The sequence below is a fragment of the Variovorax sp. UC74_104 genome (genome assembly GCF_044055375.1).
GTDB lineage: Bacteria > Pseudomonadota > Gammaproteobacteria > Burkholderiales > Burkholderiaceae_C > Variovorax.
In genome coordinates, this window is record NZ_CP171978.1 from 1,557,048 (window position 1) to 1,582,979 (window position 25,932).

Consider the following 25,932-nt stretch of genomic DNA (forward strand, 5'->3'; position numbering starts at 1 on the left):
CATCGGCCATCTATGCGCCATATGCCACGCATCGAGGGTGGATTGGATGGACTTTTGAGCACCGTCGCACTCTCATGTGGTTGGCGTTCTAGATAGTCGCTGGGCAAAAGCGGTTCCTGTTCCAGGCGCGGTCCGCGTCTGTTTCCGGTGGGGGTCACGCAGCGCACTTATGAGTGCGAGCGGAGGCGCAATAACGCGAGTCTCGCACTCGGCTGCAGCCCTGGTGCGAAGTCGTCGTCTGAGAGTGTGGGCAGTGATGCCGAAAGGTAGGGGTTGTCTACTGTGAAAGTTGTTAGTTGTCGGAAGTCGTGAGTCGTCGCATGCTCAACGTCCATCCACGCTGGAGACGAGTCTAAGGAGGCGCTCGATACGGTCGCAATGCTGATCAAGTCTGGATGGTTTGCTGCTGGTTTCGGTGCCGGTGCTGCCGCTGTCCGGATTCTTCAAGTCAGAGATTCGCCGTCGGTACTCAGGTCGCTGCTCGAAGGCTCAAACCAGTTTCAAGGAGATGTCATGCATTTTGGACCCCATTCCAGTCACCGCCGTGTTGACCTTTCGAGCGTGGAAGGGCCCGAGTTCTTTCGCATGCACGATGTGATACGCATCACCGCACTGAGCCGCGCGACCCTATATCGCAGGATTGCTGAGGGCAAGTTTCCAGCTCCTATGCACTTGGGTGGACGCGCCTGCGGTTGGCCACGTGCCGCGCTGCAGCGCTGGGTAGATGATCCGGAGGGATACTCGGATGCCCACGGGCTGGGCGACCTCGATACTGGAGCCTGACACGCGCCTGCAGTCCGACGACTTCTACCCGGAAGTTAAAAATCCAGTTGCTATGAACCCTGAAGATTGATAGCTGCCAGCGACATGCCCGGCAATGGACGACCGCTGTGATCGAGAGCGGACTGTAGATCATCGCTGGATCGCCGTTGCTAGCCCTAAAACGTGGCCCAGCTTGCGCTGTCAAGGTGGAGCTCTTCCTAAGGGGCAACCGTGGGGAAGCTGTCTGGTCCACCGCTTCTTGAATTTTTCGCCATAGGCGCTCGATGAGCCGAGCGACAGTCAGGGTTCGTGGGGCCGTACTGCCTATTCTTACTGTGTCAAAAAAGTAGCTTTGCGCCTGCCTTTGAGCAGCAGGGGACTGCTCGAGACGAGCGAGCAGCCGGTATCTCAGTCGGGGCTGAGTGTCGTGATCGACATCGCCACGTGGCGATGTGCGCGCAGGACTGCCGCGGGGGATGTAATCCAGGCACTTGGCATTCGATGAAGTTTTTTTGCCGACAGACTTGTCGACCACCAAGAGTTCAGCCATCAAGAACCCATAGGCCGCGATGCTCGAGGCGACATGGCGGTGGTATCCCCGCCAACCTGCCCTCGTGGTGGCCGAGACCCAGCCTGCTCATGAACCACGAGTGGTGTGACCTGCCGGGCAGCGAGCCCTTTTCGCCCCACGTGCCGATGACGGTGGACGCGCGCTATGCCCACGTGGGCGCCAACATCGGCGTGCCTTCGATGCACGTCGCGAACGAGGCGCCCGACGGCACGCAGGTGCGCTGGACCCTGCACGACCCCCAGGATCAGACCGTCTGTAGCTACGATGCGGTCGTGCGCGGCAACGGCTACGAGGCCAGTATTCCGGCGCCTTATGCGGCGGAGATGTCGGCCTGACGCCGGAAGGACGTCCCGCTCTTAGGCACGTACGGCGGCACGGGCCCCGCTCAGAACGGCTCGACGGGCAGCGCGCGCTTGTGCGCGCTCTTGCGGTGCGTGGAAAGAATGATCCGCCGCGCCTCGGCCGACACCGGCTTGCCTTCGAGGAAGTCGTCGATCTGCTCGTAGGTGACGCCGAAGGCGTCTTCGTCGGGCTTGCCGGGCACCAGCGATTCGAGGTCGGCGGTGGGCACCTTGTGGACCAGCGCGTCGGGCGCGCCCAGCAGCTGCGCCACCGCGCGCACGCGGCGCTTGTTGAGGCCGGTGAGCGGCGTGATGTCAGCCGCGCCATCGCCGAACTTGGTGAAGAAGCCCATCAGTGCCTCGGCCGCATGGTCGGTGCCGATGACGATGCCGTCGTGCGCGCCGGCCACCGCGAACTGCGCGATCATGCGCTGGCGCGCCTTGATGTTGCCCAGCACGAAGTCTTCATGCGCCGCATCGCGGAACTTCAGGTCGCCGGCCTTCAGCGCCGCGAGCATGGCGTCCGCGGCGGGTCGGATATCGACCGTGATGGTGCGGTCGGGCTTCATCACCGCGAGCGAGGCCTGCGCCTCGGCCTCGTCCTTCTGCACGCCGTAGGGCAGGCGCATCGCGATGAAGCTCGCGTCGTAGCCGGTGGCGCGCAGCTTCTCGACCGCGCGCTGCGCGAGGCAGCCGGCGGTCAGCGAATCGACGCCGCCGCTGATGCCCAGCACCAGCGTCTTCAGGCCGGTCCGCTTCAGGTAGTCCGCGAGAAAGTCGACGCGCCGCTCCAGCTCGCGGGCGGCATCGAAGACGGGCGCGACATGCAGCGCCGCGATGATCTCGCGCTGCGTGTCGTCGACGGGAGAGAGGTCGTGATTCATACGGCGATTTTTCCTTGAGTTCTTCCGGTGGAACACCGCGGGAACCGGCGCTGCCGGGCCGCAGGTGTTGCCCCGGTAGGGGGAAGGCGTGCGCGACACGAAGTGCGCGCAGCCTGGGGGTGAGCCTAGAAATCCACCAGGCTCAGGCCGATGCTCAGCACGGTGCGCTTGCGGTTGTAGTCCACCAGCGTGTCGCCGTAACCCGAGAACAGCTGCGTGTGGAAGCGCAGGTTGCTCTTGGTCGGGTCGCCGATGGCCTTGAGCCACTCGAGGCGGATCGAGCCGCGGCCGCTGTCGCGCAGGTTGTTGCGCACGGTCACGGCGAGCTGGTTGTCGCGGTTGAGGTTCCAGCGGCCGGTGAGCTCGGCGCGGCCGATGTAGTCGGCGATGTCGGGGTTGTCGTCCTTCGCGGCGCTTTCGGAGATGCGCTTCCAGATGCGGCCGGTGATGGTGAAGCGGTCGTCGAGTTCGGCGCCGCCCATCAGGTACACGCGGTTCCAGCTGCGTGACAGCGGCAGGCTTTGGCCGTTCGACTGGTGCACGATGCCCACGCCCGCATAGCGCCAGCGCCAGCCGCCCGGCAGCTTGAAGTCGGCCGGGTAGACGTACATCAGCTCGGGTTCGTGGTCGGTGGTGCGGAAGGGGCGCGAGATGGAGCCGTTGAACAGCTGCCAGGTCGACTGCTGACTGTAGGCGAACCACAGCGAGTCTTTCTTGACCGGATCGTTCTGCGTGAGCATGCCCTGCGCGAGCTTGGTGCGCACCGACAGGCCGATGCGCATCTCGTTGGCCTGGTAGGCCACCGGGTCGGCAGTGTGGTCGGCCGAGGGCGAGGTGGGCGTCTCCGGCTTCTTGGTGGCGGCCGAGACCGACACGTTGAGCGGGCGGTAGCCGCGGAAACCGAAGGTGCCGCAGTCGGTGGCGTTCTCCAGTTCCCAGAAGCGCGAGAGCGCGGAGTACTGGCGGTCGCGGCAGCCCTCGGTGGTGGCCACCGAGACCACGCGCGTGGCGGGCACCGTGCCGTCCACCGGCGGCTGCGTGCTCGCAAGCACCGACGGCGCGGCGGGCACGGCCGCCGCGGGCAGCGTCTGCTGCTGCGCCCAGCGGTCGAAGCAGGCCAGGCGTGCTTCGTTGTTGGCGCCGAGCGCGGTGCACTGCTGCCAGGTGAGCTGGGAGTCGGCCAGCGGGCTCGGGGGCTTGTCCACGGCCTGCGCGTGGGCCATGCCCGCCGCACCGCCGAGGCATGCGGCCACGGCCGCGAGCGTGTTGAACCTGAAGCGAGATCGCGGCGAGATGGTGATCGTCTTCGTCATTGCTTCCTTCCTTCCTGTGACGCCGGCGGCGCCGTCTTGCTGAGCACGAACGGGTGCGTGCTCTCGTCGGCGGCATTGCGCCAGGTGCCTCTGAATTCGCGCCCGCACGAGCCGGCCTGCAGCTTGCCCGACCACACGCCGCTGATGGCGCGGCCGTCCTGCGACTCGTCGATGGAGAGCGCGCCTTCGTCGTCCACGTCGCCCGCGAGCTGCGCGACCGTGGCCTTCGCGGAATTGGTGCCGTTGCGCGCGATGGTGCCGCGCACGCCGTCGTAGTCGGGGTGCTTGCCGAGCTGCACGACAGCCACGGCGGGCAGGTTGTCGAAGCGCGCCTCCCAGTTGCCGTAGAGCGATTCCAGCGGCAGGTCGCGCGCGTCGGCGGGGCAGTCGGCGCTGCCGCCGTGCATCGAGGCGCAGCCCGAGAGAAGTGCAAGGGCGCCGGCGAGCAGTGCAGCGGTCGCGGTGGTCTTCTTCATCATCGTCTTCGTCGTCATCTTCACGGTGCCGCGGCCGCGGCGGCGGCCTTCGCGGCGCTGTCCTGCGCCTTGCGGGCGAACTCGGCGCGCAGCGCCTTGAGCTTCTCGCGCGGGTCTTCCCTGGTGGTGGCCTTGTCCAGGCCCATCTCCGCGATGAAGCGGCTGGGCACGCAGGGCACCATCTCGCGGCCCTGCTTGCGCTTCTTGGTCCAGCTCACGGCCAGGCTGCGCTGCGCGCGGGTGATGCCCACGTACATCAGGCGGCGCTCTTCCTGCAGGCGCTGCAGGGTGTCTTCGCTGACCTGCTGCTGGCGGCCGTTGTCGTCGTCGAGCTTGAAGGGCAGCAGACCCTCGCTCACGCCGATGAGCATGACGTGCGGCCACTCGAGGCCCTTGGAGGCGTGCAGCGTCGAGAGCGTGACCACGTCCTGGTCCTGCTCGCGTTCGCTGATGGTGGACAGCAGCGAGATCGTCTGCGCCACCTCGAGCAGGCTCTTGCGCTCGCTCTCGATGCCGCCGCCGTCGGCGCCCGAGGTGTCGTCGAGCGTGCCGCCGGCGCGCTGCGACATCCAGTCGACGAACTCCAGCACGTTGGTCCAGCGCGAGGCCGCGGCGGCCTCGCTGTCCTCGCCGTCGTACAGGTGCTTCTCGTAGTCGATCTCCTTGAGCCAGTCGAGCATGAAGGTGCGCGAGTCTTCAGCGCCCATGGTGCGGCGCGCGCGGTATTCGAGGTCGTTGATGTAGCGGCCGAACTCGTGGATGCCTTCCAGCGTGCGCTTGGGCATCACGCTGGGCAGCGAGGGACTGAAGAGCGCCTCGAACAGGCTCAGCTTGTACTGGCTCGCGAAGCTGCCCAGGCTCGCGAGCGTGGTGTGGCCGATGCCGCGCTTGGGCGTGGTGATGGCGCGCAGGAACGCAGGGTCGTCGTCGTTGTTGACCCACAGGCGGAACCAGCCGCACAGGTCCTTGATCTCGGCGCGGTCGAAGAAGCTCTGGCCGCCCGACACCTTGTACGGGATCTGCGCCTTGCGCAGCGCCTGCTCGAACACCCGCGCCTGGTGGTTGGCGCGGTAGAGGATGGCGAAGTCGCGGTACTCCTTGTACTGCTTGCCCTGCGTGATGGCCTCGCCCGCACGGATGCTGATGATGCGCGCCACCGCGCGCTCGGCCTCGTGCACCTCGCTGTCGGCATCGACGATGCGCACCGGCTCGCCCTCGCCGAGTTCTGAGAAGAGCGTCTTCGGAAAGAGCTTGGGGTTGGGGCCGATCACGTTGTTGGCCGCGCGCAGGATGGCGCTGGTGGAGCGGTAGTTCTGCTCCAGCTTGATGACCTTGAGCGTGGGGTAGTCGACCGGCAGCTTGCGCAGGTTGTCCAGCGTGGCGCCGCGCCAGCCGTAGATGGACTGGTCGTCGTCGCCCACGGCGGTGAAGCGGCCGCGCTCGCCGGCCAGGGCCTTGAGCACGTCGTACTGCGTGGCGTTGGTGTCCTGGTATTCGTCCACCAGGATGTGGCCCATCATCGCCTGCCACTTGGCGCGCACTTCCGGGAATTCGTAGAGCAGCTTCAGCGGCATGCCGATGAGGTCGTCGAAGTCCACGCTCTGGTAGGCCAGCAGCCGCTCTTCGTAGCGGGCCATGATCTTCGCGGTGATGCGCTCGTTGTCGTCGGCCGCCTGGGCCTCGGCCTGCGCGGCGTTCAGGCCCATGTTCTTCCACTTGCTGATGGTCCACTGCCAGATGCGGGCGGTGGCTGCGTCGGTGGTGCCGCCGGCGTCCTTCAGGATCTTGGTCACGTCGTCGGCGTCGAGGATGCTGAATGCCTTCTTCAGGCCGAGCACCGCGCCGTCCTCGCGCATCATGCGCACGCCCAGCGCGTGGAAGGTGCACACCACCACCTTGCGCGCGTCCTTGCCGATGAGGTCTTTCGCGCGCTCGCGCATCTCGGCGGCGGCCTTGTTGGTGAAGGTGATGGCCGCGATGCGCTGCGGCTCGATGCCCGACTGGATCAGCCGGCCGATCTTGTGGGTGATCACGCGCGTCTTGCCCGAGCCCGCGCCGGCGAGCACCAGGCAGGGACCGCTCATGTAGTTGACCGCTTCGAGCTGGGCGGGATTGAGACCGTGGGACATGGGAGAAAAAGAGAACCGAAGGAACCGGAAGAGCCAAAAACGCCGCGGGCGCGGCAGGCGCAAAAGCGGGCAATGATACGGGGCCGGCCTTCCCGGGGTTGTAGGCCGCCGACGCCGATCCGGCCCACCGGCAGTAGGCAACGACAATGGAGCGGTGCTGCCTGTATTCCTTGTTACTTTCCCTTTCTTCGCGCTGATCGCGGCCGGCTACGGCGCGGCCCGGGCCCGCATCCTGCCGCTGGACGCCATTCCCGGCCTCAATACCTTCGTCCTGTACTTTGCGCTGCCGTGCATGCTGCTGCGCTTCGGCGCGGGCACGCCCATCGGGCAGCTGCTGGACGGCAGCGTCGCACTGGTTTGGGGCATTTGCGCGCTGGCGGTGGTGGCGGGCGTGGTGGCGTTCACGCGCAACGCGCGCATCGGCTGGAACGACGCGGCCTTCGGCGCGCTGGTGGCGGCGTTTCCGAACACCGGCTTCATGGGCGTGCCGCTGCTGGTGGCCATTCTTGGCGCGCAGGCGGCGGGGCCGATCATCATCACGATCGCGTTCGACCTCGTCGTCACTTCCTCGCTGTGCATCGCGCTGTCGCGGCTCGACGGGGCCGGCGGCGCGGGGCGGCACGGCGCCATGCTGGCGGCGCGCAAGGCGCTGCGCGGCATCGTGGTCAATCCGATGCCGTGGTCGATCCTGCTGGGCGTGCTGCTGTCGGCGGCGCGCTGGGCGCTGCCGGGGCCCGTCGAGCGCACAGTGGCCATGCTGGCCGACGCCGCCTCGCCGGTGGCGCTCTTCACCATCGGCGCGGTGCTGGCCCGCTCGGCGCTGCTGGCGCGCGAGCACGACGCGAGCGCGGCGGTGGCCGAGGCCATGGGCGCCACCGGGCACATGCCGGCGGCCAAGGCGCCGTGGAGCGACGTGCTGCCGGTGGTGGCGGTGAAGCTGCTCGCGCACCCGCTGCTGGTGTGGGGCCTGGGGCTCGGCGCCATCGCGCTGGGGCTGCCGCTGTCGCATGCGGCGCTGGTGACGATCGTGCTGGTCGCGGCCCTGCCGAGCGCGAGCAACGTGTCGATGCTGGCCGAGCGCTTCGGCGCGGACAACGGCCGCATCGCCCGCATCATCCTGTGGACGACGGTGATCGCCTTCCTGAGCTTTCCGCTCGCGGTGAGCGCGCTGAGGAACTAGGGGGTCAGCACCCCGAGCTTGTACGGGTCGGCATCGGCGAGGCGCTCGCACTTCGAGAAGTCGCGGCCCTGCGTGCCGTCGCAGTAGTAGGTGTTGTAGACGCGGCCGAAGAGCGTGGGGCTCGCGGTGAAGAGCACGCCGTGGTCGGGCTGCCAGTTGTCGCGGGAGCTGTCCTTGGCGGGCGGAGCGCTGGCTTCCACCGGCTTGGCCGAGGTGGGCGTGAACTCGGCCAGCGTCTTGTGGGCGTCGTCGCCGCGCCAGCGCACCGCCAGCTCGGCGGCCGAGGGGCGCTGCGCCACCGGCAGCAGGATGCCGTTGACCTGCAGGCCATAGCCGAAGCGATGGGTCTTGCCGGCCAGGAAGGCGTAGGCACAGGCCGCCATGCACTGGCCTCGCACCTCGGTCTGCACGCCGCTCGCGCGGATGGCGTCGGCGAAGGCGCCGGCCGCTTCGGCGGTGCCGCCGAACGAGTCCTCGAAGACCACGGTGTGGATCGTTCCGCTGCCGAGCTGCTCGGTGAACTCCTTGACCATGGTCCCGTCGAGCATGCCCGAGACCACGAGACGGCCGCCCTGCACCTCCAGCTCCGCGGCGGTCGAGGCCGACGGCATGGCGAAGGAAAGGGCGACCAGGCACGATGCCAGCGAGAGGGACCAACCAGAGCGAGACGGCGGTTTCACGGCGACCTACCTTTGCAAGCGGTGAGCGAGGCAGTTTGGAGCGCGCGATCCGCGGCGGGTTCGCGTCTTTACAGCTTGAGCAGCGCCGGGGTGCGCCGTCAACTCTTTTTTCACAAATTTGCGGTAGTCCGGGGCATGTCGTAAGACATAGCTATCCGCTACTACTTCAGATGAATGCTTGGGTTTGCAGATGCGCTGCTACAGTGCTTCCAAGTCAAAGATGTGAATGGGGCGCGCAATGGCAATTCTGGTTCGCATCCTTCTGTGGCTGGCCTGGCTCTCCGCCGTCGGCTGGTTCTGGCATGCCGGCAGGTTCGGCACCGCCACGGCGATCGCGCTCGCTGCGCTGAGCCTCGTGGTGTTCGCATGGCCCGTGAGCGTCGCGCGGCGCCGGCACAACGAACTTCGCTACGTCGACATGGGCAAGGAGCCCACCGGCTACCACTGAAACCGCGGTCTCTGGCCCGCGGGCGGCCTCGGCCTCAGATGCTGTGCGGGTCGACGTCGACCAGCCAGCGGATCACGCCCTTGCCCTCCGGTGCGCGCCGCAGTTCGTGCAGCAGCGGCTGCCATGCCGCAAGCAGCTTCTGCAGCGCGGCGCGCGAGGGGCTCTCGATCAGCATCTGCGCGCGCTCCACGTTCGCCACGCGCTGGATCGCCAGCGGCACCGCCGGATAGCGCGTGACGATGTCGGCGCCCGGCAGCGACTCCGCCTGGTCGGCCGCCGTGTTCAAAAAACCCTGGGCCACCGACTGCTCGCGCGCGTCGGCCCTCAGCAGCGCCTGGAACGCGAAGGGCGGCATGGCTGCGGCGCGGCGCTCGTCGAGCTGCTGCTGCGCGAAGGCGACGTAGTCGTGCTTGCGCAGCGCCATGAAGAGCGGGTGCTGCGCATGGTGCGTCTGCACCCACATCTCGGCCTTCGCACCCTGCGCCGCGAGGTAGGCAGCGTCGCGGCCCGCGCGGCCGGCCGACTGCATCAGCAGGCTGAAGAGCCGCTCCGGCGCGCGGAAGTCGCTGGAGAACAGCGCGCCGTCGGGGTTCACCGCCGCCACCAGCGTGATGCGGCGGAAGTCGTGGCCCTTGGCGATCATCTGCGTGCCCACCAGCACGTCGACCTCGCCCGCGTGCACGGCGGCGAGCTGCGACTCGAGTGCGCCCTGCTTCTTGGTGCTGTCGGCGTCGATGCGCGCGATGCGGATTGCGCCGCCATCGGGCCGCTTCACCGACGAGAACAGCTCCGCCAGGTGCTCCTCGAGCCGCTCGGTGCCGCGGCCGACCGGCGCGATGTCGGGATTGCCGCAGGCCGGGCAGGCACGCGGCACGCGCTCGGTGAAGCCGCAGTGGTGGCAGCGCAGCGTGCGGTCGATCTTGTGGAACACGCGATACGCGCTGCAGTGCGGGCATTCGCTCTTCCAGCCGCAGTCGCCGCAGGCCAGCACCGGCGCATAGCCGCGCCGGTTCAGGAAGATCATGCTCTGCTCGCCGCGCGCGATGCGCTGGCCGATGGCGTCGAGCAGCGCGCCCGAGATCACCGTCTTCGGCGGCTGCAGGTTCATGTCGACCAGCCGCACGGCCGGCAGCTCTCCCGCCCCGATGCGCGAGGGCATGGCCAGCCGCACGTAGCGCCCGCCCGGGTCTTCGCCTTCGGCCGGGCGGCTCTGGTGCCAGCTCTCGAGCGATGGCGTGGCCGAGCCCAGGATCACCTTGGCCTTCTCGCGCTGGCCGCGCCACACGGCGAGGTCGCGCGCCGAGTAGCGCGCGCCTTCCTGCTGCTTGTAGCTGGGGTCGTGCTCCTCGTCGACCACGATGAGCCTGAGCGCCGGGATCGACGCGAACACCGCCATGCGCGTGCCCAGCACGATGCGCGCCGCACCGCTGTGCGCCGCCAGCCAGCTCGCCAGGCGCTGCGGGTTGGTCATGCCGCTGTGCAGCGAGACCACCGCCTCGTCGCCGAAGCGCGCCTTAAAGCGGGCTTCGAGCTGCGGGGTGAGGTTGATCTCGGGCACCATCACCAGCGCCTGCGCTTCGGGCTCGCGTGCGAGCAGGTCGGCCACGCAGCGCAGGTAGACCTCGGTCTTGCCGCTGCCGGTGCTGCCGGCGAGCAGGAAGGTGCCTGTTGCTTCCTCGATGCGCGCCAGCACGGCGGCCTGCTCCGCGCTCAGCGCCACCGGGTTCGACGACTCGGGCGTCTGCGCCACCGGCCCCGCCGCGCTCTTGCGCTTGAGCCGGCGCGCGAGCTGCGCGGTCGACAGGTCGCGTAGCTGCGGCGGCAGCGCGGCCAGCGCGATCTCGCCGATCGAGCGCTGGTAGTAGCGCGCGGCAAAGGCCACGAGGTCGCGCCAGCCCTCGCCCAGCGGCGCGAGCGCATCGAGCGCCGCGCCCACGGGCTTGAGGGCCATGTCCGGCTCGGCGCCTTCCAGCGAGACCGGCTCGTTCCAGACCACGCCCAGCACCTCGCGCTTGCCCAGCGGCACCCGCACCAGCGTGCCGGGCGGCAGGGGCTCGGCGCCGGCGTAGCTCAGCAGGTCGCCGAGCGCGGCGTGCGCGGGCGTCTGCACGGCGATGTCGAGCCGCCAAGGCAGTGCCGCGGGGGCGCCGTCCGTCGGATCGGAGGCCTCGTCGAGGGGGAGGCGGGCGGAGGAGATGGCGGGTCCTTCTTGGAGCGATTTGTTAATGAGACTTGGAGCAAGAGCGCTTAAGTCGTTGATTTTTCAGCGCTTTGGAGGCCATCCAGAGTTCCTGTGGATAACTTTGTTGACAAGCATGCTGGACTCGCTGCCAAGCCTTGAAAATCAAGGCTCTGGCTGGATTGCCCGGAAAAAAAGCAAAGTTCAAATCCTATATAAATCAACAACTTAGCGTTGCTATCTCTTTGGGAGCAAAGAAAGCGGCTCCCTTCGGAATCTTGCGCAGTGCAGCACGCGTTTTGTGCATAAGTGGGAACCATATGCCGTTTTTGCGCTTGACAAACGGCGGCGTACCAACTCCCGGGGGCGCACCGCGGCCGCGCGAACCGGTTCTTGCTGATAACAGGTGTATCAGCCGCGCATCGCGCGCGACCTGGCGTGCACCGCCGCCACCAGCGCCGCCACGTGCTCCGGCGGCGTGAACTGGCTGATGCCGTGGCCCAGGTTGAAGATGTGCGTCGGGCCCGAGGTGGCGCGGTCGGTGTGGGGCTTGCCGAAGGCGTCGAGCACCTTCGCCACCTCGGCCTCGATCCGCTCGGGCGGCGCGAACAGCACGTTGGGGTCGATGTTGCCCTGCAGCGCCTTGGCCTTGCCGTCCGTGCCTTCGGCAATCTGGCGGCGCGCGGCGGCGAGGTTCACGGTCCAGTCCACGCCCAGCACCTGGCAGTCGAGTTCGCGCATGGCGTCCAGCCACAGGCCGCCGCCCTTGGTGAACACGATGCGCGGCACCGGCTGGCCGTCGGCGCCGTTGCGCTTCAGGCCCGCCAGCACGCGGGCGGTGTAGGCGAGGCTGAATTCCTGGAACGCGCCGTCGGCCAGCACGCCGCCCCAGCTGTCGAAAATCATCACGGCCTGCGCGCCGGCGTCGATCTGCGCGTTGAGATACGCGGCCACTGAATCGGCGTTCACGGCCAGCACGCGGTGCATCAGGTCGGGGCGGCCGTAGAGCATGCTCTTCACCAGGCGGTAGTCGCTGGAGCCCGCGCCTTCCACCATGTAGCAGGCCAGCGTCCACGGGCTGCCCGAGAAGCCGATCAGCGGCACGCGGCCGTTCAGCGCCTTGCGGATCGAGGCCACGGCGTCGAACACGTAGCGCAGCTTTTCCATGTCGGGCACTTCGAGCGCGGCCACCGCCGCCTCGTCGCGCAGCGGGCGCGCGAAGCGCGGCCCTTCGCCGGCCTCGAAGGACAGGCCCAGGCCCATGGCGTCGGGCACCGTCAGGATGTCGGAGAAAAGGATGGCCGCGTCCAGCGGATAGCGCTCCAGCGGCTGCAGCGTGACCTCGGTGGCGTAGCCGGTGTTGGTGGCCAGCCCCATGAAGCTGCCCGCCTTCGCGCGGGTGGCCACGTATTCCGGCAGGTAGCGGCCGGCCTGGCGCATCAGCCAGACGGGCGTGTGGTCGGTGGCCTGGCGCCAGCAGGCCCGCAGGAAAGTGTCGTTTTGCAATGGGGCGAAAGGCATTTCCCGATTGTCGCAGGGGTGTGTCCCGGCCCCCTCAGGCAACTGGCTTGCCGCCGAACGCGTCCGCCACGAGGCCGATGAGCCACTGCAGGGCCGGGTCGGCATCTTGCACGGCCGTCCACAGCAGCGACACCTCGTAGGCCGGCGTCTCGAAGGGCAAGGGGCTCACCGCCAGCCCGAGCGCGTCGCGCCAGGTGGCGGCGGCGAAGGTGGGCACCGTGGTGATCGCGGGCATCTGCCGCACGATGAAGGGGCTGGTCGCGAAGTTGCGGCTGGAGAAGACGACCTGGCGCGTGTGCCCCTTCTCGCGCAGCAGTTCGTCGACGAGCCCGCTGAGGTCGGCGCTGAACGAGGTCAGCAGGTGCGGGTGGCGCAGGTACTCGGCGAGCGTGATCTTCCCGCCGCGCAGCTTCACCAGCGCCGGGTTGTAGACGCAGACGAAGTTCCAGCCGAACAGCGCCCGCTGCCGGTGCCACGAGGCGCGGTCGATGAAGACGCCTGCCGCCAGCTCGATCTCGGCCGCGTCGAGCATGGCGGGCGCGTTCGTGCGGTCGGCCTCGCGCGCGATCAGCCGCACGCCGGGCGCCTCTTCGGAAAGCCGCTGCATCAGCCGCGGCATCAGCGCCACTTCGAGCGCATCGCTCAGGCCGATGCGGAACACGCGCTCGGCCTTCGCCGGGTCGAACGCCGGCCGCGCATGCAGCGCCTGCTGCAGCGACAGCAGCAGCGGCTCGATGACACGCGCGAGCTCCAGTGCGCGCGGCGTCGGCGTCATGCCGCGAGAGGTGCGCACGAACAGCTCGTCGCCCAGCGCGGCGCGCAGGCGCTTGAGCGCGCCGCTCAATGCAGGCTGGCCGATGAACAGGCGCTGCGCCGCGCGCGTGACGCTGCGTTCGTGCAGCAGCGCGTGGAACACCAGCAGCAGGTTCAGGTCGAGCCGCCTGAAATCACTTTCGTTGATGTATTCCATGGTTTCAAACGATTTGAATGATAGTGCCGCGCTCCCTAACCTGAGGTCTCTTCCAGCATTCAAAGGAATCGGCATGACCCAGAAGGAACAACAGCAACAGACGGTGGTGGTGGTCGGCGGCTCGTCGGGCGTGGGGCTCGAGACCGTGCGGCGCATGGCGGCGACCGGCGCACGCGTGATCGCCACGGGGCGCGACAACGGCAAGCTGCAGGAGGCGATTGGTGGTCTGGGCGCGAACGTGAGCGGCGCGGCCTTCGACGCCTGCGACCGCGGCGCGCTCGATGCCTTCTTCGACAGCACAGGGCCCGTCGACCACCTGGTGCTGACGCTCAGCGGCGGCGAGGGCGCGGGCGAGTTCGCGCAGCTCGACCTGCAGTCGCTGCGCCGCGGCTTCGAGGCCAAGTTCTGGCCGCAGCTCGAAGCCGCGCAGTCCGGCGCGCGTGTGCTGCGCAAGGGCGGCAGCCTGACCTTCGTGACGGCGATTTCCGCGCGCAACTCGCTGCCCGGCACCGCGGGGCTGGCGGCGATCAACGGCGCGATCGAGGCGATGGTGGGCAGCCTGGCGCGCGAGCTGAAGCCGAGCCGCGTGAACGCGGTGTCGCCCGGCTTGGTCGACACGCCCTGGTGGAACCGCGTGCCCGCCGCGATGAAGGACGACCTGTTCCGCCAGCAGGTCGAGACGCTGCCCGTCGGCCGCGTGGGCCGGCCGCAGGACGTGGCGCATGCGATCCAGTTCCTGATCGAGAACGGCTACACCACGGGCACCGTCATCGAGTGCGACGGAGGGCTGCGGCTGGTGTGAGTCGAAGCGCCGGCAGCACCCGAAAGTTCCTAGGGCCGGGGCATGCATGGGGCGGGCATCGAAAAGTTTTGTTGAAAAAACGGGGGCGGATACAGAGCGATACGCAGGACCGGGTGAACGGCGGTTCGAGGGGCGAAAGTCGGATCCATCGACCTTCCACCACAACCTCCAGCCATCCAGGAAAGCCCCATGACATCGTCGCTCCAACTGCCCCGCAGATCCTTCCTCGCCGCCGCGGCCCTCGGCGCCGCAGCCGCCCAGCTCGCGGCGCTCACGCCGGCTTTCGCCCAGGCCGCCGGGGCGCCGCGGCGCCTTCGAGCCGCTCAAGCGCATCGATGCCGGCACGCTCAGCATCGGCTACTACGAAGCGGGCCCGGCCGACGGCGCGCCGGTGATCCTGCTGCACGGCTGGCCCTACGACATCCACATGTTCGTCGACGTGGCGCCCGCGCTCGCGGCGGCCGGCTTTCGCGTCATCGTGCCGTACCTGCGCGGCTACGGCACCACGCGCTTCCTGTCGGCGGACACGCCGCGCAACGGGCAGCAGTCGGTGGTTGCCGTGGACATCATCGCGCTGATGGATGCGCTCAAGATCCAGGTCGCCACCGTCGCCGGCTGCGACTGGGGCGCGCGCACCGCCTGCATCATGGCCGCGCTGTGGCCGCAGCGCGTGAAGGCGCTGGTGTCGGTGAGCGGCTACCTCATCGGCAGCCAGGAGGCTGGCAAGGTGCCGCTGCCGCCGCAGGCCGAGCTGCAGTGGTGGTACCAGTACTACTTCGCGACCGAGCGCGGCCGTGCAGGCTACGAGAAGAACCGCCACGACTTCGCCAGGCTGATCTGGCAGACCGCGTCGCCCAAGTGGAACTTCGACGCCGCCACCTTCGATCGCAGCGCCGTGGCGCTCGACAACCCCGACCACGTGGCCATCACGGTCCACAACTACCGCTGGCGCCTCGGCCTGGTCGAGGGCGAGGCGAAGTACCAGGCGCTGGAGGACCGGCTCGCCAAGGCACCCGTGATCGGCGTGCCCACCATCACGCTCGAAGGCGATGCCAACGGCGCGCCGCACCCGGAACCCAGCGCCTACGCGAAGAAGTTCTCGGGACGCTACGAGCACCGGCTGGTCAGCGGCGGCATCGGCCACAACCTGCCGCAGGAGGCGCCCGAAGCCTTCGCGAAGGCGGTGATCGACGCCGCGCGCGGCTGACCCCAGGGCCAGGCACCGCAGGAACGACAACCATGTGGAACATCCACCAGGCCTACATCGATGGTGCCTTCGTGCCCGTGCAGGGCAGCGAGCGGCTGGAGATCGTCAGCCCGGCCACCGGGCAGGCGATCGGCACCGTGACGCTGGCGAACCGCGACGACGCGAAGCGCGCGATCGAAGCCGCGGCCCGGGCGCAGCCGGCAATGGCCGGCAGCAGCAAGGCGCAGCGCATAGCCATGCTCAGGTGCCTCGAAGTCGCCGTGCTGGCGCGCACCGAGCAGATCTGCGAAGCCACCATCGAGGAGTACGGCGGCCCGCTGGCGCGCTCGCGCTGGGTCAGCAACTACGCCTCGCAATGCTTCGCCGACACGGCGCGGATGCTGGAAGGCTACGAGTTCGAGCGCCGCATGGGTGACGCGGTCGTGCGCATGGAGCCGGTCGGCGTGGCCGGGCTCATCGCGCCATGGAACAGCACCGCAGGGAGCATCTGCAGCAAGCTGGCATCGGCCGTCGCCGCGGGCTGCGCATCGGTGATCAAGCCCAGCGAGTTCAGCCCGCTGCAGGCGCGGGTCGTGACCGAGGCGCTGCACGAAGCCGGGCTGCCCGCGGGCGCGGTCAATGTGCTGCTGGGGCGCGGCGGCGACGTGGGCGACGAGATCGCCACCCATCCGGCGATCGCCAAGATCTCGTTCACCGGCTCGACGGCCACCGGCAAGCTCATTGCGCGCGCGGGCCTGGACACTCTCAAGCGCGTGAGCCTTGCGCTCTCGGGCAAGTCGGCCACCGTGGTGCTGGACGATGCCGACCTGCCGGCGGTGCTGCCCATGGCGCTGGGCGCGGCCTTCATGAACAACGGCCAGGCCTGCGTGGCGGGCACGCGCCTGCTGATTCCAAATGCGCAGATGGCGCAGACCGTCGAGCTTCTGCGCGCGGCGGCTGCGGCCATGCGCGTGGGCGACCCGCGCGACCCCGCCACCGCGGTCGGGCCGCTGGCGAGCAAGGCGCAGTTCGAACGCGTGCAGCGCTACATCCGCCGCGGGCTCGAGCAGGGCGCGACGCTCGTGGCCGGCGGCGAAGGCCGGCCGGATGGCTTCGACAAGGGCTGGTTCGTGCGCCCCACCGTGTTCGCGGGCGTGCGCAACGACATGGACATCGCGCGCGAGGAGATCTTCGGGCCGGTGCTCTCGGTGATCGGCTACGACGGCGAGGACGAAGCGGTTGAGATCGCGAACGACTCGCCCTACGGCCTGCAGGCCTACGTCTTCTCGTCGCAGCCGCAGCGCGCGCTGCGCGTGGCCTCGCGGCTGCGCGCCGGCACGGTGCTGGTCAACCGTGTCACGCCCGAACTCAGCGCGCCTTTCGGCGGCGTGAAGCAGTCGGGCATCGGCAGGGAGTTCGGGCTCTTCGGCATGGAGGCCTTCCTGGAGCCGAAGACGGTGGCTGTCGCACGGTCGGGCTGAAGTCGGGCTGAAGCCGAGCGGGGGCGGCAAGGAGGGGGTGGGGCAGGCGCTATCCTGCCTCATGCTTTCTACAGAATCCGCTTCCGCCGCCTTGGACGCCGGCAGGAGGCAATCGAGGGCCTGGACGTGGCTCTTCTCCGTCCTGATCTTGCTGTGCATCGCGCTGGGCTCATGCCCGGCGTTCGCGCAGACGAAGACGACCCTGGTGCCCGTGCCGCCGATGAAGACGCGCGTGGTCGACCTCACGAACACGCTGGACGCGAGCGAGACCGCTGCGCTGCGCCAGGAGATATCGGAGCTCGAGAGCAGCACGCAGGCGCAGCTCGCCGTGCTGATCGTGCCGACGACCGGCCGGGAGACGATCGAACAATTCGCCACGCGCGTGTTCGCGAACTGGAAGCTGGGCCGCAAGGACGAGGACGACGGCGTGCTGGTGCTCGTCGCGCTGAAGGACCGCAGGATGCGCATCGAGGTCGGCAAGGGCCTCGAGGGCTCGATCACCGACATCCAGGCGGCCGCGATCATCGACCGGGAGATGGCGCCGCGCTTTCGCAACGGCGACTACGCGGGCGGCGTGCAGGCCGCGGTGCGGGCGCTGTCGCAGCTGGTCGGGGCACCGGCGACATTGCCGGACACGCTCGCGTCGGACACAGCGTCCGCGCCGATGCCGGTGGATGAAGAGGCCGTGCGCGAGCCGACGTCATCCGGCGGAGGCCTCACGCCGGAGGGGAAGGCCTTCCTGGGCGTCATGCTGTGGAGCATCGGCGTGGGCGCATGGCATGGGCTGGGCGCGGGGCCGCTCGTCGCCACGCGTCGCCGCGCCTCGCGGCCCGCTTCGCGCGGCAAGCGCTCGGGCAAGCGCGGGCGCCGCCTCCAGCGGCCCGAGCCCTGGGCCGAGGCGCTGCAGGAGATCGAACCCGAAGCGCCCCGCAAGCCGCGCGACTGGCGGCTCGTGCTCGGCCTTGTCGGCGCGGGTCCGCTGGGCGGGGCGGCCATGCTGCTGAATCCCTTCATGGCGTGGGTCCTCGCCATTCCCGCGCTCTTCCTCTATGGCCTCGGCTACCTGTGCGGGCGCGTGAAGGAAGTGGCTTACGTGCTCGGCGGCATCGCCGCGGTGATCGCCGCGCTGGTCTGCATCGCCTTCATCGTCGGCGCCGATGCGTTCTGGCCGGGCTTTCTGTGGGCGCTGGCCATCGGCGGCGTAGGCCTGCCGGTCACGGTCATCGTCTTCGGCATCCGCAACACATGGCGGGACGGCAGCGTGCTCGGGTTCGCGGTCCGCTGGATCGTCGTGCTGGGCGTGGTCGTCGCGGCGGTGGTGATCAGCGAGCCCGGACCGTTCTTCGACGAGACGTGGATCCCGGTTGCCGTTGCGAGCGTTCTCGCGCTGCTGTTCATGTTCGTCTTCCCGACCTTCAGCTCGGGTTCGGGGGGACGGCGACAGCTCGGACAGCGGCTGGAGCAGCGGCTCGTCGAGCAGTTCTTCGAGCAGCAGTAGCAGTTCGTCGGACAGCTCCTCGTCCGGCGGTGGCGGCTCCAGCAGCGGAGGCGGGGCCTCCGGCAGCTGGTAGCCCCCGGTCAGACCACCGGCACGCGCCGCGCGTCGGCCGGGTTCACGTTGCGCCGGTACAGCACCAGCGTCGCGATCAGCCCGCAGATGGCGGCGGCCGTCATCCACAGGCCCGGCGCGCCCTTGTCGCCGGTCATCTCGATCAGCCCGGTGGCGATGGCCGGCGTGAAGCCGCCGAAGAGCGCGGTGGCCAGGCTGTAGGCCAGCGAGAAGCCGGCGGTGCGCACGCTCACGGGCATCACCTCGGTGAGCGCGACCACCATCGCGCCGTTGTAGCTGGCGTACAGGAACGACAGCCACAGCTCGACCGCGAGCATGCGCGCGAAGCTGGGCTCGCCGACCAGCCACTTGAGCGCCGGGTAGGCCGTGAGGATGGTCAGCACCGTGAACACGACCAGCAGCGGCTTGCGGCCCACGCGGTCGGACAGCGCGCCCATGATCGGCAGCCAGATGAAGTTGGAGATGGCCACGCACAGCGTGACGATCAGCGCGTCGGTGGTGCTCAGGTGCAGCACGGCCTTGCCGAAGGTGGGCGTGTAGACGGTGATCAGGTAGAACGACACGGTGGTCATCGACACCAGCATCATCCCGGCGATGACCAGGCCCCAGTTGGCGACCATCGAGCGGAAGATCTCGCGCGCGTCGGGACGGTGCTTGCGCGCCATGAACTCCTCGGTCTCCTGCAGCGAGCGGCGGATGATGAAGAGCACCGGCACGATCAGGCAGCCCACGAAGAAGGGAATGCGCCAGTAGAAGTCGCCGATCTCCTGCGGCGTGAAGGTCACGTTGAGCCAGTAGCCGATGGCCGCGGCCACGACGATGGCCACCTGCTGGCTGGCCGACTGCCAGCTCACGTAGAAGCCCTTGCGGCCCGGCGTCGCCATCTCCGACAGGTACACCGACACGCCGCCGAGCTCCACGCCGGCCGAGAAGCCCTGCAGCAGCCGCCCGATCAGCACCAGCACCGGAGCCGCGATGCCGATGGTCGCGTAGGCCGGCACGCAGGCGATCAAGAGCGTGCCCAGCGCCATCAGCGCGAGCGTGACGATCAGGCCCTGGCGGCGGCCGACGCGGTCGACGTACGCGCCCAGGAAGATCGCGCCCAGCGGCCGCATCAGGAAGCCGGCGCCGAAGGTCATGAAAGTCAGCATCAGCGAGGCGTACTCGTTGCCCGACGGGAAGAAGGCCTTCGAGATCTGCGTGGCGTAGAAGCCGAACAGGAAGAAGTCGAACATCTCCATGAAGTTGCCGCCGGTCACGCGCAGGACGGTGGCGAACTTGGAGGAGGAAGCGGTGGAGGCGTGGGCAGCGGTGCCCGTTTGCGCGGCGCTGGGCGCAGGATTCATCTTGTTGTCCCCTTGGGCAGTACTGGCGATGTGCTCGCCCAAGGGTAGTACCGGCTCCCCGACCGCAACCTGACTGCGGCGGTCAGGTAGCTGTCACTCGCCGCCGCAGTCGGCGGGCGGGCAGGCGCTCAGGCCTTGTACTTGATCGAGCAGCCGTAGGGCCGCGTCGCTGCCGCCGAGATCGGCTTGCCGCCGAAGGCTTCGCCCAATGCCTGGTTCACGTAGTTGGTCGCGGTCTTGATGTCGTCCACCCGCGCCGAGGCGATGCTGTCGATGCCGCCCGCGTACACCAGCGTGCCCTTGGGGTCGATGATGAAGATGTGCGGCGTGGTGCGCGCGCCGTAGACCTGGCCGATGACGCCGTCCTCGTCCATCAGCACGGCGGTGGGCGCGGCCTTCTGCGACTTCATCCAGGCGTCGAGCGCCTCGGGCTTGAGGTAGTCGGTGGCGGCGCGCTCGGTGGAATTGATGGCCAGCCACACCACGCCCTTGTCGGTGGCGGCCTTCTGCGTGGCGGGCATGTTGCCGCTGCCGTAGTGCTTGCGCACGAAGGGGCAGCCGGGGTTGGTCCATTCGAGCACCACGAACTTGCCCGCGAAATCGGACAGCTTGTGCTTGGCGCCGGTGGTGTCCACCGCGACGAAATCGGGCGCCTGCTGGCCCACGGTGGGCGCCGCGGCGGCGTTGTTTCCCATCAGGAAGGTGGCGCCGAGCGCCACGGCCGCGGCGACGACGGCACGGCGGGAGGCCCGGCTCAGGGCGGCGCGGGCGTTGCGCGCGGCACGGAAGGAACGCGAGTCGACGGTTGGCGAGAGAGACATGGCCAGCTTGAACTCCAAAACAAAATTCCAAACAACAACTGCAGCTTAGAACGGTTTCTTCAAGTGCATGTGACAACCCATGTCACGCCGGTGGTCAAAGCGCGGCGTCAAAGGGCGGCGATCGCGGCGCGGACTTCGTCCTTGCCCAGTATCTCCGTCAGCACGACCGGCGGCTTGCCCGGCGCCTGCAGCACGTACACCGGCACGCCGCTGCGGCCCAGCGCGGTGAGCGCGGCGGTGATGGCGGGGTCGCGGCGGGTCCAGTCGGCGCGCAGCATGGCGACCTTCTTGGCGTCGAAGTCGGCCAGCACCTGATCGTCGGACAGGGTGCTCTTCTTGTTGTACTGGCAGGTCACGCACCAGGCGGCGGTGAAGTCGATGAACACCGGCCGGCCTGCGTCGGACAACTGCGCCACGCGCTCGGCGGACCACGGCTGCCAGCGCTGGCCCGTCCCGTCCTTCGTGCCGGCCGATGCCAGCTTCGCCGGCTCCACCACCTGCAGCACGTTGCGGCCGATGGCGGCGGTGAGCACGGCGGTGAAGGCGATCAGCACGCCTGCGATCACGACCCGGGCGCGCCCGCGCAGCGTGAGCGCCCAGACGATGGCGGCCAGGCACACCAGCAGCGCCAGCAGCGTGCCGGCGCCGTCGATGCCGCTTTGCTGGCCCAGCACCCACACCAGCCACGCCACGGTGGCGAACATCGGGAAGGCCAGCAGGCGGCGCAGCGTGCCCATCCACGGCCCCGGCTTGGGCAGCAGGTAGGCCACCGCGGGCACGAAGCCGGCCAACAGGTACGGCAGCGCCAGCCCGAAGCCCAGCGCCGCGAACAGCAGCAGTGCCTGGGCCGCAGGCAGGCCGATGGCGAAGCCCAGCGAGGCGCCCATGAACGGCGCGGAGCACGGCGATGCGATGACCACCGCGAGCACGCCCGAGAGGAAGTCGTTGGCCAGCGGGTGCTTGGCCTGCGCGCTGCACAGCGAAGAAGGCGCGGCGCGGCCGAACTCGAACACGCCCGCGAGATTGAGCCCGATCAGCGTGAACAGCGCCGCCAGCGCAGCCACCACGCCCGGCGACTGCAGCTGGAAGCCCCAGCCCAAGCCGGCGCCCGCCGCGCGCAGCGCCAGCATGCCGCCGCCCAGCGCGAGGAAGGACAGCATCACGCCGCCCGTGTAGGCCAGCCCCGCCTTGCGGTGGGCGCTGGCGTTGCCCGCCTGCCGCGCGAAGCCCAGCACCTTGATCGCGAGGATCGGGAACACGCAGGGCATCAGGTTCAGCAGCAGGCCGCCGAGCAGGGCGCCCAGCAGCGCGGCCAGGAAGGTGGTGGAAGACGGGGCGGGCAGCTCGGCGGCCTTTGCCGCACCGGCATTCGCGGCATTGGCCGCGAGCGCCGCCTGCAGCGCCGGTGGCACCTCGGCAGCGCGGGGCGCGGCAGCCGTGGGCCAGGCGCCCGAGACCGGCGCCTCGGCGCGCCATGCCACCGGCTGGCCGGCCTGCCGGTCGGCCTCGGGCAGCGTCACCACCACCGGCATGACGGTGGGGCTGGCGCTGCGCTGGTCGGCCAGCGGCATCGTGGCGGTCCAGGTGTCGCCTTGCCAGGATTGGGTCCAGTCCTTGCCGGAGACGGCCGCGGTGCGGATCACCTCGGGTGTCTCGGGGAAGAACTCCAGCGTCTTGCCCTGCACGGCGGCGGGCAGGCCCTCGAGCTTCACCTTCAGGCTGTGGCCGTCGATCTCGACGGCCCCCGGTTTGGCCAGCGGCTGCGGGCGGGCGGCGAGGGCGGTATCGAACTCGGCCTTGTGCAGCGCGGTCGAGCCCTGCAGCGGCAGGGCCAGCGTGAAGGTGCCTTCCTCGGGAATGCATTCCTTGCGGCAGACCAGCCAGGAAGCCTTGAGCTGGATGTCCATCGCCGGCGTGCCGCCCAGCGCCACCGGCGGCTTGTAGAGCGTGGACACCTCCAGCGGCACCGGCAGCAGCACCGTGTTCTCGTAGCCGTAGTTGGCGAGGCTGCCGACCGGGATCTTCTTCGGCGCCGGCCATGCGATCTCGCCGGTCGAGACGCCCGCCGGCAGCGTCCACGTCATCTCGGTGGGCAGGCCGGAATCGCCGGCGTTCTTCCAGTAGGTGTGCCACTCGGGCTGGTGCGCGATCTGCAGGCCGACCCACACTGGGGCGCCGGGCGTCACGCCGTCCGGGGCGTGGGCGATGAGTTCGGCGCGCACATGGGGGGTAGTGACCACGGCGCCCGGCTTGGACGCCAGCTCGGATGTCGATTGCGCCATAGCCGGCATGCTGGCTGCGGCCGTTGCTATCAGAAGCGTAGCGAATTGGATGCGCGGGAAGATCATGCCGTCAGTCGGAGCAATCGGTGGGGGCGAAGTTCCGGGGCTTCGCTCAGGCCGCCGTGGCGGCTTGCGGGCCCCAGCCCAGCACCACGCGGCGGCTGCTGGCGCTCTTCTTCTCTATCTTGGTGACCACCACCGCCCCGATCTCGGCGGTGTTTGCAACATGCGTGCCGCCGCAGGGCTGGAAGTCGATCGCTGCCTGGCCTTCGCCCGCCCCGCCGATGCGGATGGTGCGCACCGTGCCCGTGCCGCGCGGCGGCTGCACGCTCATGCTCTTGACCAGCGCCGGGTTGGCGTCGAGCTCCTCGTCGGTGATGGCGCCCACCGTCAGCGGGTGGGCCGCCTCGACCAGCCGGGCCAGGCCGGCCGTCAGCGAATCCTTGTCGAGCGGGTCGGTCATGTGGAAGTCGAGCCGCGCGTACTCGGGGGTGATGGAGCAGCCGTTCACCGGGACCGGCACAAGGTGGCAAAGCAGGTGGGTGGCGGTGTGGAAGCGCATCAGCCGGTGGCGGCGCTCCCAGTCGATGCGGGCGGTGACAGCGCCGCCGGGCTCCAGCGCGGCCAGCAGTTCGTCCTGCCCGGGGGCCGGCACGTGGATGAATTCGTCGGTCGGCTGGCCCTCGGCGTCCTTGGCCTTGCGGGTGTCGGCGATGACGATCTCGCGCCCGCCGGCCAGGGCCAGCACGCCGCTGTCTCCGGCCTGCCCGCCGCCCAGCGGATAGAACACCGTGCGGTCCAGCACGATGCCGGCGTCGTCGATTCGCACGATGCGGGCGTCGCAGCTGCGCAGGTAGGCGTCGGCGCGGAACAGGTCGTCGGTCATCCGGCGATGGTAGCGGCGATGCGCGAATGAGGTGCGCCCACGCCAGAAAGCGCCCACGGCCGACACTCCCGGGCCCGCCCGCCTTGGGATGATGCGCCGCATGCGGCACGCCGCCGCGCGAAGGATCACGCATGAATCGACCGCAGCAAGCACCCACCCGCCTCGCGTCTTCATGGCCGCGCACCGCCGCCGCGGCCCTGGCCGCCGTGCTGCTCGCCGGCGGCTGCGGCGAGGCCGCCAAGCTCGCCCCAGAACTCACCACCGGCCCCCGCCCCCAGCTCGCCGAGCCCAACAAGACGCTGATCCCCACCGTCAACGTCGCCCCCGCCGTCGGCTGGACCGACACCGCCGCGCCCGTTCCGGCCGAGGGCCTGAAGGTGACGGCGCTGGCGCGCGGCCTCGACCACCCGCGCTGGGTCTACACGCTGCCCAACGGCGACATCCTCGTGGCCGAGAGCAACAAGCCGCCCAAGCCCGCCGACAGCAACGACGGCGGCAGCGGCCCCATCGCCAAGATCCGCAACTGGGTCATGGGCAAGGTCATGGGCCGCGCCGGCGCGGGCGTGCCCAGCGCCAACCGCATCACCCTGCTGCGCGACGCCGACGGCGACGGCCTGGCCGAGGTCAGGCAGGTGTTCATGAGCAACCTGCGCTCGCCCTACGGCATGGTGCTGGTCGGCAACGAGCTCTTCATCGCCAACGCCGACGCGCTGGTGAAGGTGCCCTACACCGAGGGTCAGACCTCCATCGCCGCCAGCCCCACGCTGGTGACGCAGCTGCCCGCGGGCATCAACCACCACTGGACCAAGAACGTCATCGCCAATGCCGACGGCAGCAAGCTCTACGTGACGGTCGGCTCCAACAGCAACATCGGCGAGAACGGCCTGCCGGCCGAGGCGGGCCGCGCCGCCATCTGGGAGGTCGACACCAGGAGCGGCGAGAAGCGCCTGTTCGCCAGCGGCCTGCGCAACCCCAACGGCATGGGCTGGGAGCCCGACACCCAGGTGCTGTGGACCGTGGTGAACGAGCGCGACGAGATCGGCAGCGACCTCGTGCCCGACTACCTCACCTCGGTGAAGGACGGCGCCTTCTACGGCTGGCCCTGGAGCTACTACGGCGGCGTGGTCGATGCGCGCGTGCAGCCGCAGAACCCGGAGATGGTCGCCAAGGCCATCGCGCCCGACTACGCGCTGGGCTCGCACGTCGCGCCGCTCGGCCTGGCCTTCTCGCGCCCCGGCGGCATGCCCGATCAGTTCGCCAGCGGCGTCTTCATCGGCGAGCACGGCTCGTGGAACCGCAAGCCCAAGTCGGGCTACAAGGTGGTGTTCGTGCCCTTCATCGGCGGCAAGCCCAGCGGGCCGCCCGTCGACGTGCTGACGGGTTTCCTCAGCGCCGACGAGAAGGCCCACGGGCGCCCGGTGGGCGTGGCGCTCGACAAGGGCGGCGCGCTGATCGTGGCGGACGACGTCGGCAACGCGGTGTGGCGGGTGTCGAAGGCGAAGTAGCCTTCTTCCTTTGCTTCCTCGGTCAGCGCTGCGGCCGGGCGATGCGGTAGAGCCGGTGCCGCCGCAGCGCGTGTCCCTCGGGCACCAGCGGGTGGTCGAAGGCGCCATCCACGTCCTCCTTCATGCCGATGCGCTGCATCACCGCGGCGGAGCGGGTGTTGTCCCATGCGGTGAAGGCGACGATCTCGTCCAGCCCCAGCCGCTCGAAGCCAACCCGCAGCGCGGCGCGCGCCGCCTCGCTCGCATAGCCCTGGCCCCACCACCTGCGCGCGAAGCGCCAGCCGATCTCCACGCAGGGCGAGAAGGGCAGCTCGGCGATCGGCGAGTTGAGCCCGGTGAAGCCCATGAACTCGCCCGTGTCCTTGTGCTCCACCGCCCAGAAGCCCCAGCCGTTCTCGGCGATGCGCGAGCGCGTGCGCGAGACCGCCGCGTCGCTGTCGGCGCGCGTGGGCAGCGGCAGCAAAAACTCCATCACCTGCGGATCGCGGGCCAGCTCGAAGAAGGGCGCCAGATCGCTCTCGCGCCATTGGCGCATCAGCAGGCGTTCGGTTTCGACTTCGATGACGGCAGGGTGGTCGGCGGCGTGGGCGGTCATGCGG

The 25,932-nt window shown here is 69.3% G+C and carries 21 protein-coding genes and 2 pseudogenes; 9 read left to right on the forward strand and 14 right to left on the reverse strand.

All coding sequences use genetic code 11. From position 1 onward, the window contains the following. The first annotated feature begins 378 nt into the window (after positions 1–378). Positions 379–783, forward strand: a complete 405-nt coding sequence (locus ACHMXA_RS07305; protein ID WP_371132258.1) for a helix-turn-helix transcriptional regulator — start codon at positions 379–381, stop codon at positions 781–783. 385 nt (positions 784–1,168) lie between these two features. Here the strand turns inward: ACHMXA_RS07305 and ACHMXA_RS07310 are convergent. Next, a pseudogene (locus tag ACHMXA_RS07310) lies at positions 1,169–1,433 on the reverse strand (IS701 family transposase); the annotation flags it as partial. Here ACHMXA_RS07310 and ACHMXA_RS07315 point away from each other — a divergent pair. Next, positions 1,402–1,668 carry a hypothetical protein gene (locus ACHMXA_RS07315; RefSeq protein WP_176667644.1) on the forward strand — a complete coding sequence of 89 codons (267 nt, stop codon included), beginning with the start codon at positions 1,402–1,404 and terminating at the stop codon, positions 1,666–1,668. The pseudogene ACHMXA_RS07310 and the gene ACHMXA_RS07315 sit on opposite strands and share 32 nt — an antisense overlap. A gap of 50 nt (positions 1,669–1,718) precedes the next feature. Here the strand turns inward: ACHMXA_RS07315 and nadE are convergent, their stop codons facing one another. From nadE to ACHMXA_RS07335, 4 genes are all read right to left on the reverse strand, one after another. Continuing rightward, positions 1,719–2,558 carry an ammonia-dependent NAD(+) synthetase gene (nadE, locus tag ACHMXA_RS07320; RefSeq protein WP_395319696.1) on the reverse strand — a complete coding sequence of 280 codons (840 nt, stop codon included), beginning with the start codon at positions 2,556–2,558 and terminating at the stop codon, positions 1,719–1,721. A 125-nt stretch (positions 2,559–2,683) separates the two neighbouring features. Further along, entirely contained in the window at positions 2,684–3,871 is a 1,188-nt protein-coding gene (locus tag ACHMXA_RS07325) for a phospholipase A (RefSeq protein ID WP_395319698.1), read from the reverse strand. Then, entirely contained in the window at positions 3,868–4,365 is a 498-nt protein-coding gene (locus ACHMXA_RS07330; RefSeq protein ID WP_395319700.1) for a hypothetical protein, read from the reverse strand. Before ACHMXA_RS07330 ends, ACHMXA_RS07325 begins: the two co-directional genes overlap by 4 nt. Before the next feature lie 2 nt (positions 4,366–4,367). Then, on the reverse strand, positions 4,368–6,476 hold the full coding sequence (locus ACHMXA_RS07335; protein ID WP_395319702.1) for an ATP-dependent helicase: 2,109 nt from the start codon (positions 6,474–6,476) through the stop codon (positions 4,368–4,370). A gap of 154 nt (positions 6,477–6,630) precedes the next feature. Here ACHMXA_RS07335 and ACHMXA_RS07340 point away from each other — a divergent pair, with 154 nt between their 5' ends. Continuing rightward, entirely contained in the window at positions 6,631–7,656 is a 1,026-nt protein-coding gene (locus ACHMXA_RS07340) for an AEC family transporter (RefSeq protein ID WP_395319704.1), read from the forward strand. Here ACHMXA_RS07340 and ACHMXA_RS07345 read toward each other — a convergent pair. Next, entirely contained in the window at positions 7,653–8,267 is a 615-nt protein-coding gene (locus tag ACHMXA_RS07345; RefSeq protein ID WP_395319706.1) for a hypothetical protein, read from the reverse strand. The two genes, ACHMXA_RS07340 and ACHMXA_RS07345, sit on opposite strands and share 4 nt — an antisense overlap. A gap of 307 nt (positions 8,268–8,574) precedes the next feature. On the opposite strand from ACHMXA_RS07345, the gene ACHMXA_RS07350 reads away from it, so the two are divergent. After that, the gene (locus ACHMXA_RS07350; protein ID WP_176667650.1) at positions 8,575–8,784 is read left to right on the forward strand and encodes a hypothetical protein; all 210 of its coding nucleotides are present in this window, start codon (positions 8,575–8,577) and stop codon (positions 8,782–8,784) included. Positions 8,785–8,818: 34 nt separating this feature from the next. Here ACHMXA_RS07350 and ACHMXA_RS07355 read toward each other — a convergent pair whose 3' ends face one another. From ACHMXA_RS07355 to ACHMXA_RS07365, 3 genes are all read right to left on the reverse strand, one after another. Next, entirely contained in the window at positions 8,819–10,894 is a 2,076-nt protein-coding gene (locus ACHMXA_RS07355; protein WP_395319708.1) for a primosomal protein N', read from the reverse strand. Between the two features lie 480 nt (positions 10,895–11,374). Continuing rightward, complete coding sequence (gene hemE, locus ACHMXA_RS07360; RefSeq protein ID WP_395319710.1) at positions 11,375–12,484, reverse strand: uroporphyrinogen decarboxylase; 1,110 nt, start codon at positions 12,482–12,484, stop codon at positions 11,375–11,377. Positions 12,485–12,518: 34 nt separating this feature from the next. Next, on the reverse strand, positions 12,519–13,454 hold the full coding sequence (locus ACHMXA_RS07365; protein WP_395319712.1) for a LysR family transcriptional regulator: 936 nt from the start codon (positions 13,452–13,454) through the stop codon (positions 12,519–12,521). Positions 13,455–13,527: 73 nt separating this feature from the next. Here ACHMXA_RS07365 and ACHMXA_RS07370 point away from each other — a divergent pair, with 73 nt between their 5' ends. The 4 genes and pseudogenes from ACHMXA_RS07370 to ACHMXA_RS07385 all read left to right on the forward strand — a co-directional run bounded on the left by ACHMXA_RS07370 (position 13,528) and on the right by ACHMXA_RS07385 (position 18,421). Continuing rightward, a complete protein-coding gene (locus ACHMXA_RS07370) occupies positions 13,528–14,256 on the forward strand; it encodes an SDR family oxidoreductase (protein ID WP_395319714.1) in 729 nt (242 codons plus the stop codon). Between the two features lie 189 nt (positions 14,257–14,445). Continuing rightward, positions 14,446–15,463, forward strand: a pseudogene (locus ACHMXA_RS07375) (alpha/beta fold hydrolase). 32 nt (positions 15,464–15,495) lie between these two features. Beyond that, positions 15,496–16,923, forward strand: coding sequence for an aldehyde dehydrogenase family protein (locus ACHMXA_RS07380; RefSeq protein WP_395319716.1), 1,428 nt, complete (start codon positions 15,496–15,498; stop codon positions 16,921–16,923). 148 nt (positions 16,924–17,071) lie between these two features. Next, on the forward strand, positions 17,072–18,421 hold the full coding sequence (locus tag ACHMXA_RS07385) for a TPM domain-containing protein (RefSeq protein ID WP_395319718.1): 1,350 nt from the start codon (positions 17,072–17,074) through the stop codon (positions 18,419–18,421). Positions 18,422–18,501: 80 nt separating this feature from the next. Here ACHMXA_RS07385 and ACHMXA_RS07390 read toward each other — a convergent pair whose 3' ends face one another. The 4 genes from ACHMXA_RS07390 to ACHMXA_RS07405 form a co-directional block, all read right to left on the reverse strand. Beyond that, complete coding sequence (locus ACHMXA_RS07390) at positions 18,502–19,839, reverse strand: MFS transporter (RefSeq protein ID WP_395319720.1); 1,338 nt, start codon at positions 19,837–19,839, stop codon at positions 18,502–18,504. Between the two features lie 128 nt (positions 19,840–19,967). Next, positions 19,968–20,660 carry a thioredoxin family protein gene (locus ACHMXA_RS07395; RefSeq protein ID WP_395319722.1) on the reverse strand — a complete coding sequence of 231 codons (693 nt, stop codon included), beginning with the start codon at positions 20,658–20,660 and terminating at the stop codon, positions 19,968–19,970. A 107-nt stretch (positions 20,661–20,767) separates the two neighbouring features. Further along, entirely contained in the window at positions 20,768–22,951 is a 2,184-nt protein-coding gene (locus ACHMXA_RS07400) for a protein-disulfide reductase DsbD family protein (RefSeq protein ID WP_395319724.1), read from the reverse strand. 103 nt (positions 22,952–23,054) lie between these two features. Continuing rightward, positions 23,055–23,828, reverse strand: a complete 774-nt coding sequence (locus tag ACHMXA_RS07405; protein WP_395319726.1) for an alanyl-tRNA editing protein — start codon at positions 23,826–23,828, stop codon at positions 23,055–23,057. A 131-nt stretch (positions 23,829–23,959) separates the two neighbouring features. Between ACHMXA_RS07405 and ACHMXA_RS07410 the strand changes: the two genes are divergently transcribed. Continuing rightward, positions 23,960–25,333: a PQQ-dependent sugar dehydrogenase gene (locus ACHMXA_RS07410; protein WP_395319728.1), complete on the forward strand. Its 1,374-nt coding sequence runs from the start codon at positions 23,960–23,962 to the stop codon at positions 25,331–25,333. Positions 25,334–25,355: 22 nt separating this feature from the next. On the opposite strand, the gene ACHMXA_RS07415 is transcribed toward ACHMXA_RS07410, so the two are convergent. Continuing rightward, positions 25,356–25,928, reverse strand: a complete 573-nt coding sequence (locus ACHMXA_RS07415; protein WP_395319730.1) for a GNAT family N-acetyltransferase — start codon at positions 25,926–25,928, stop codon at positions 25,356–25,358. Positions 25,929–25,932: the final 4 nt, after the last annotated feature.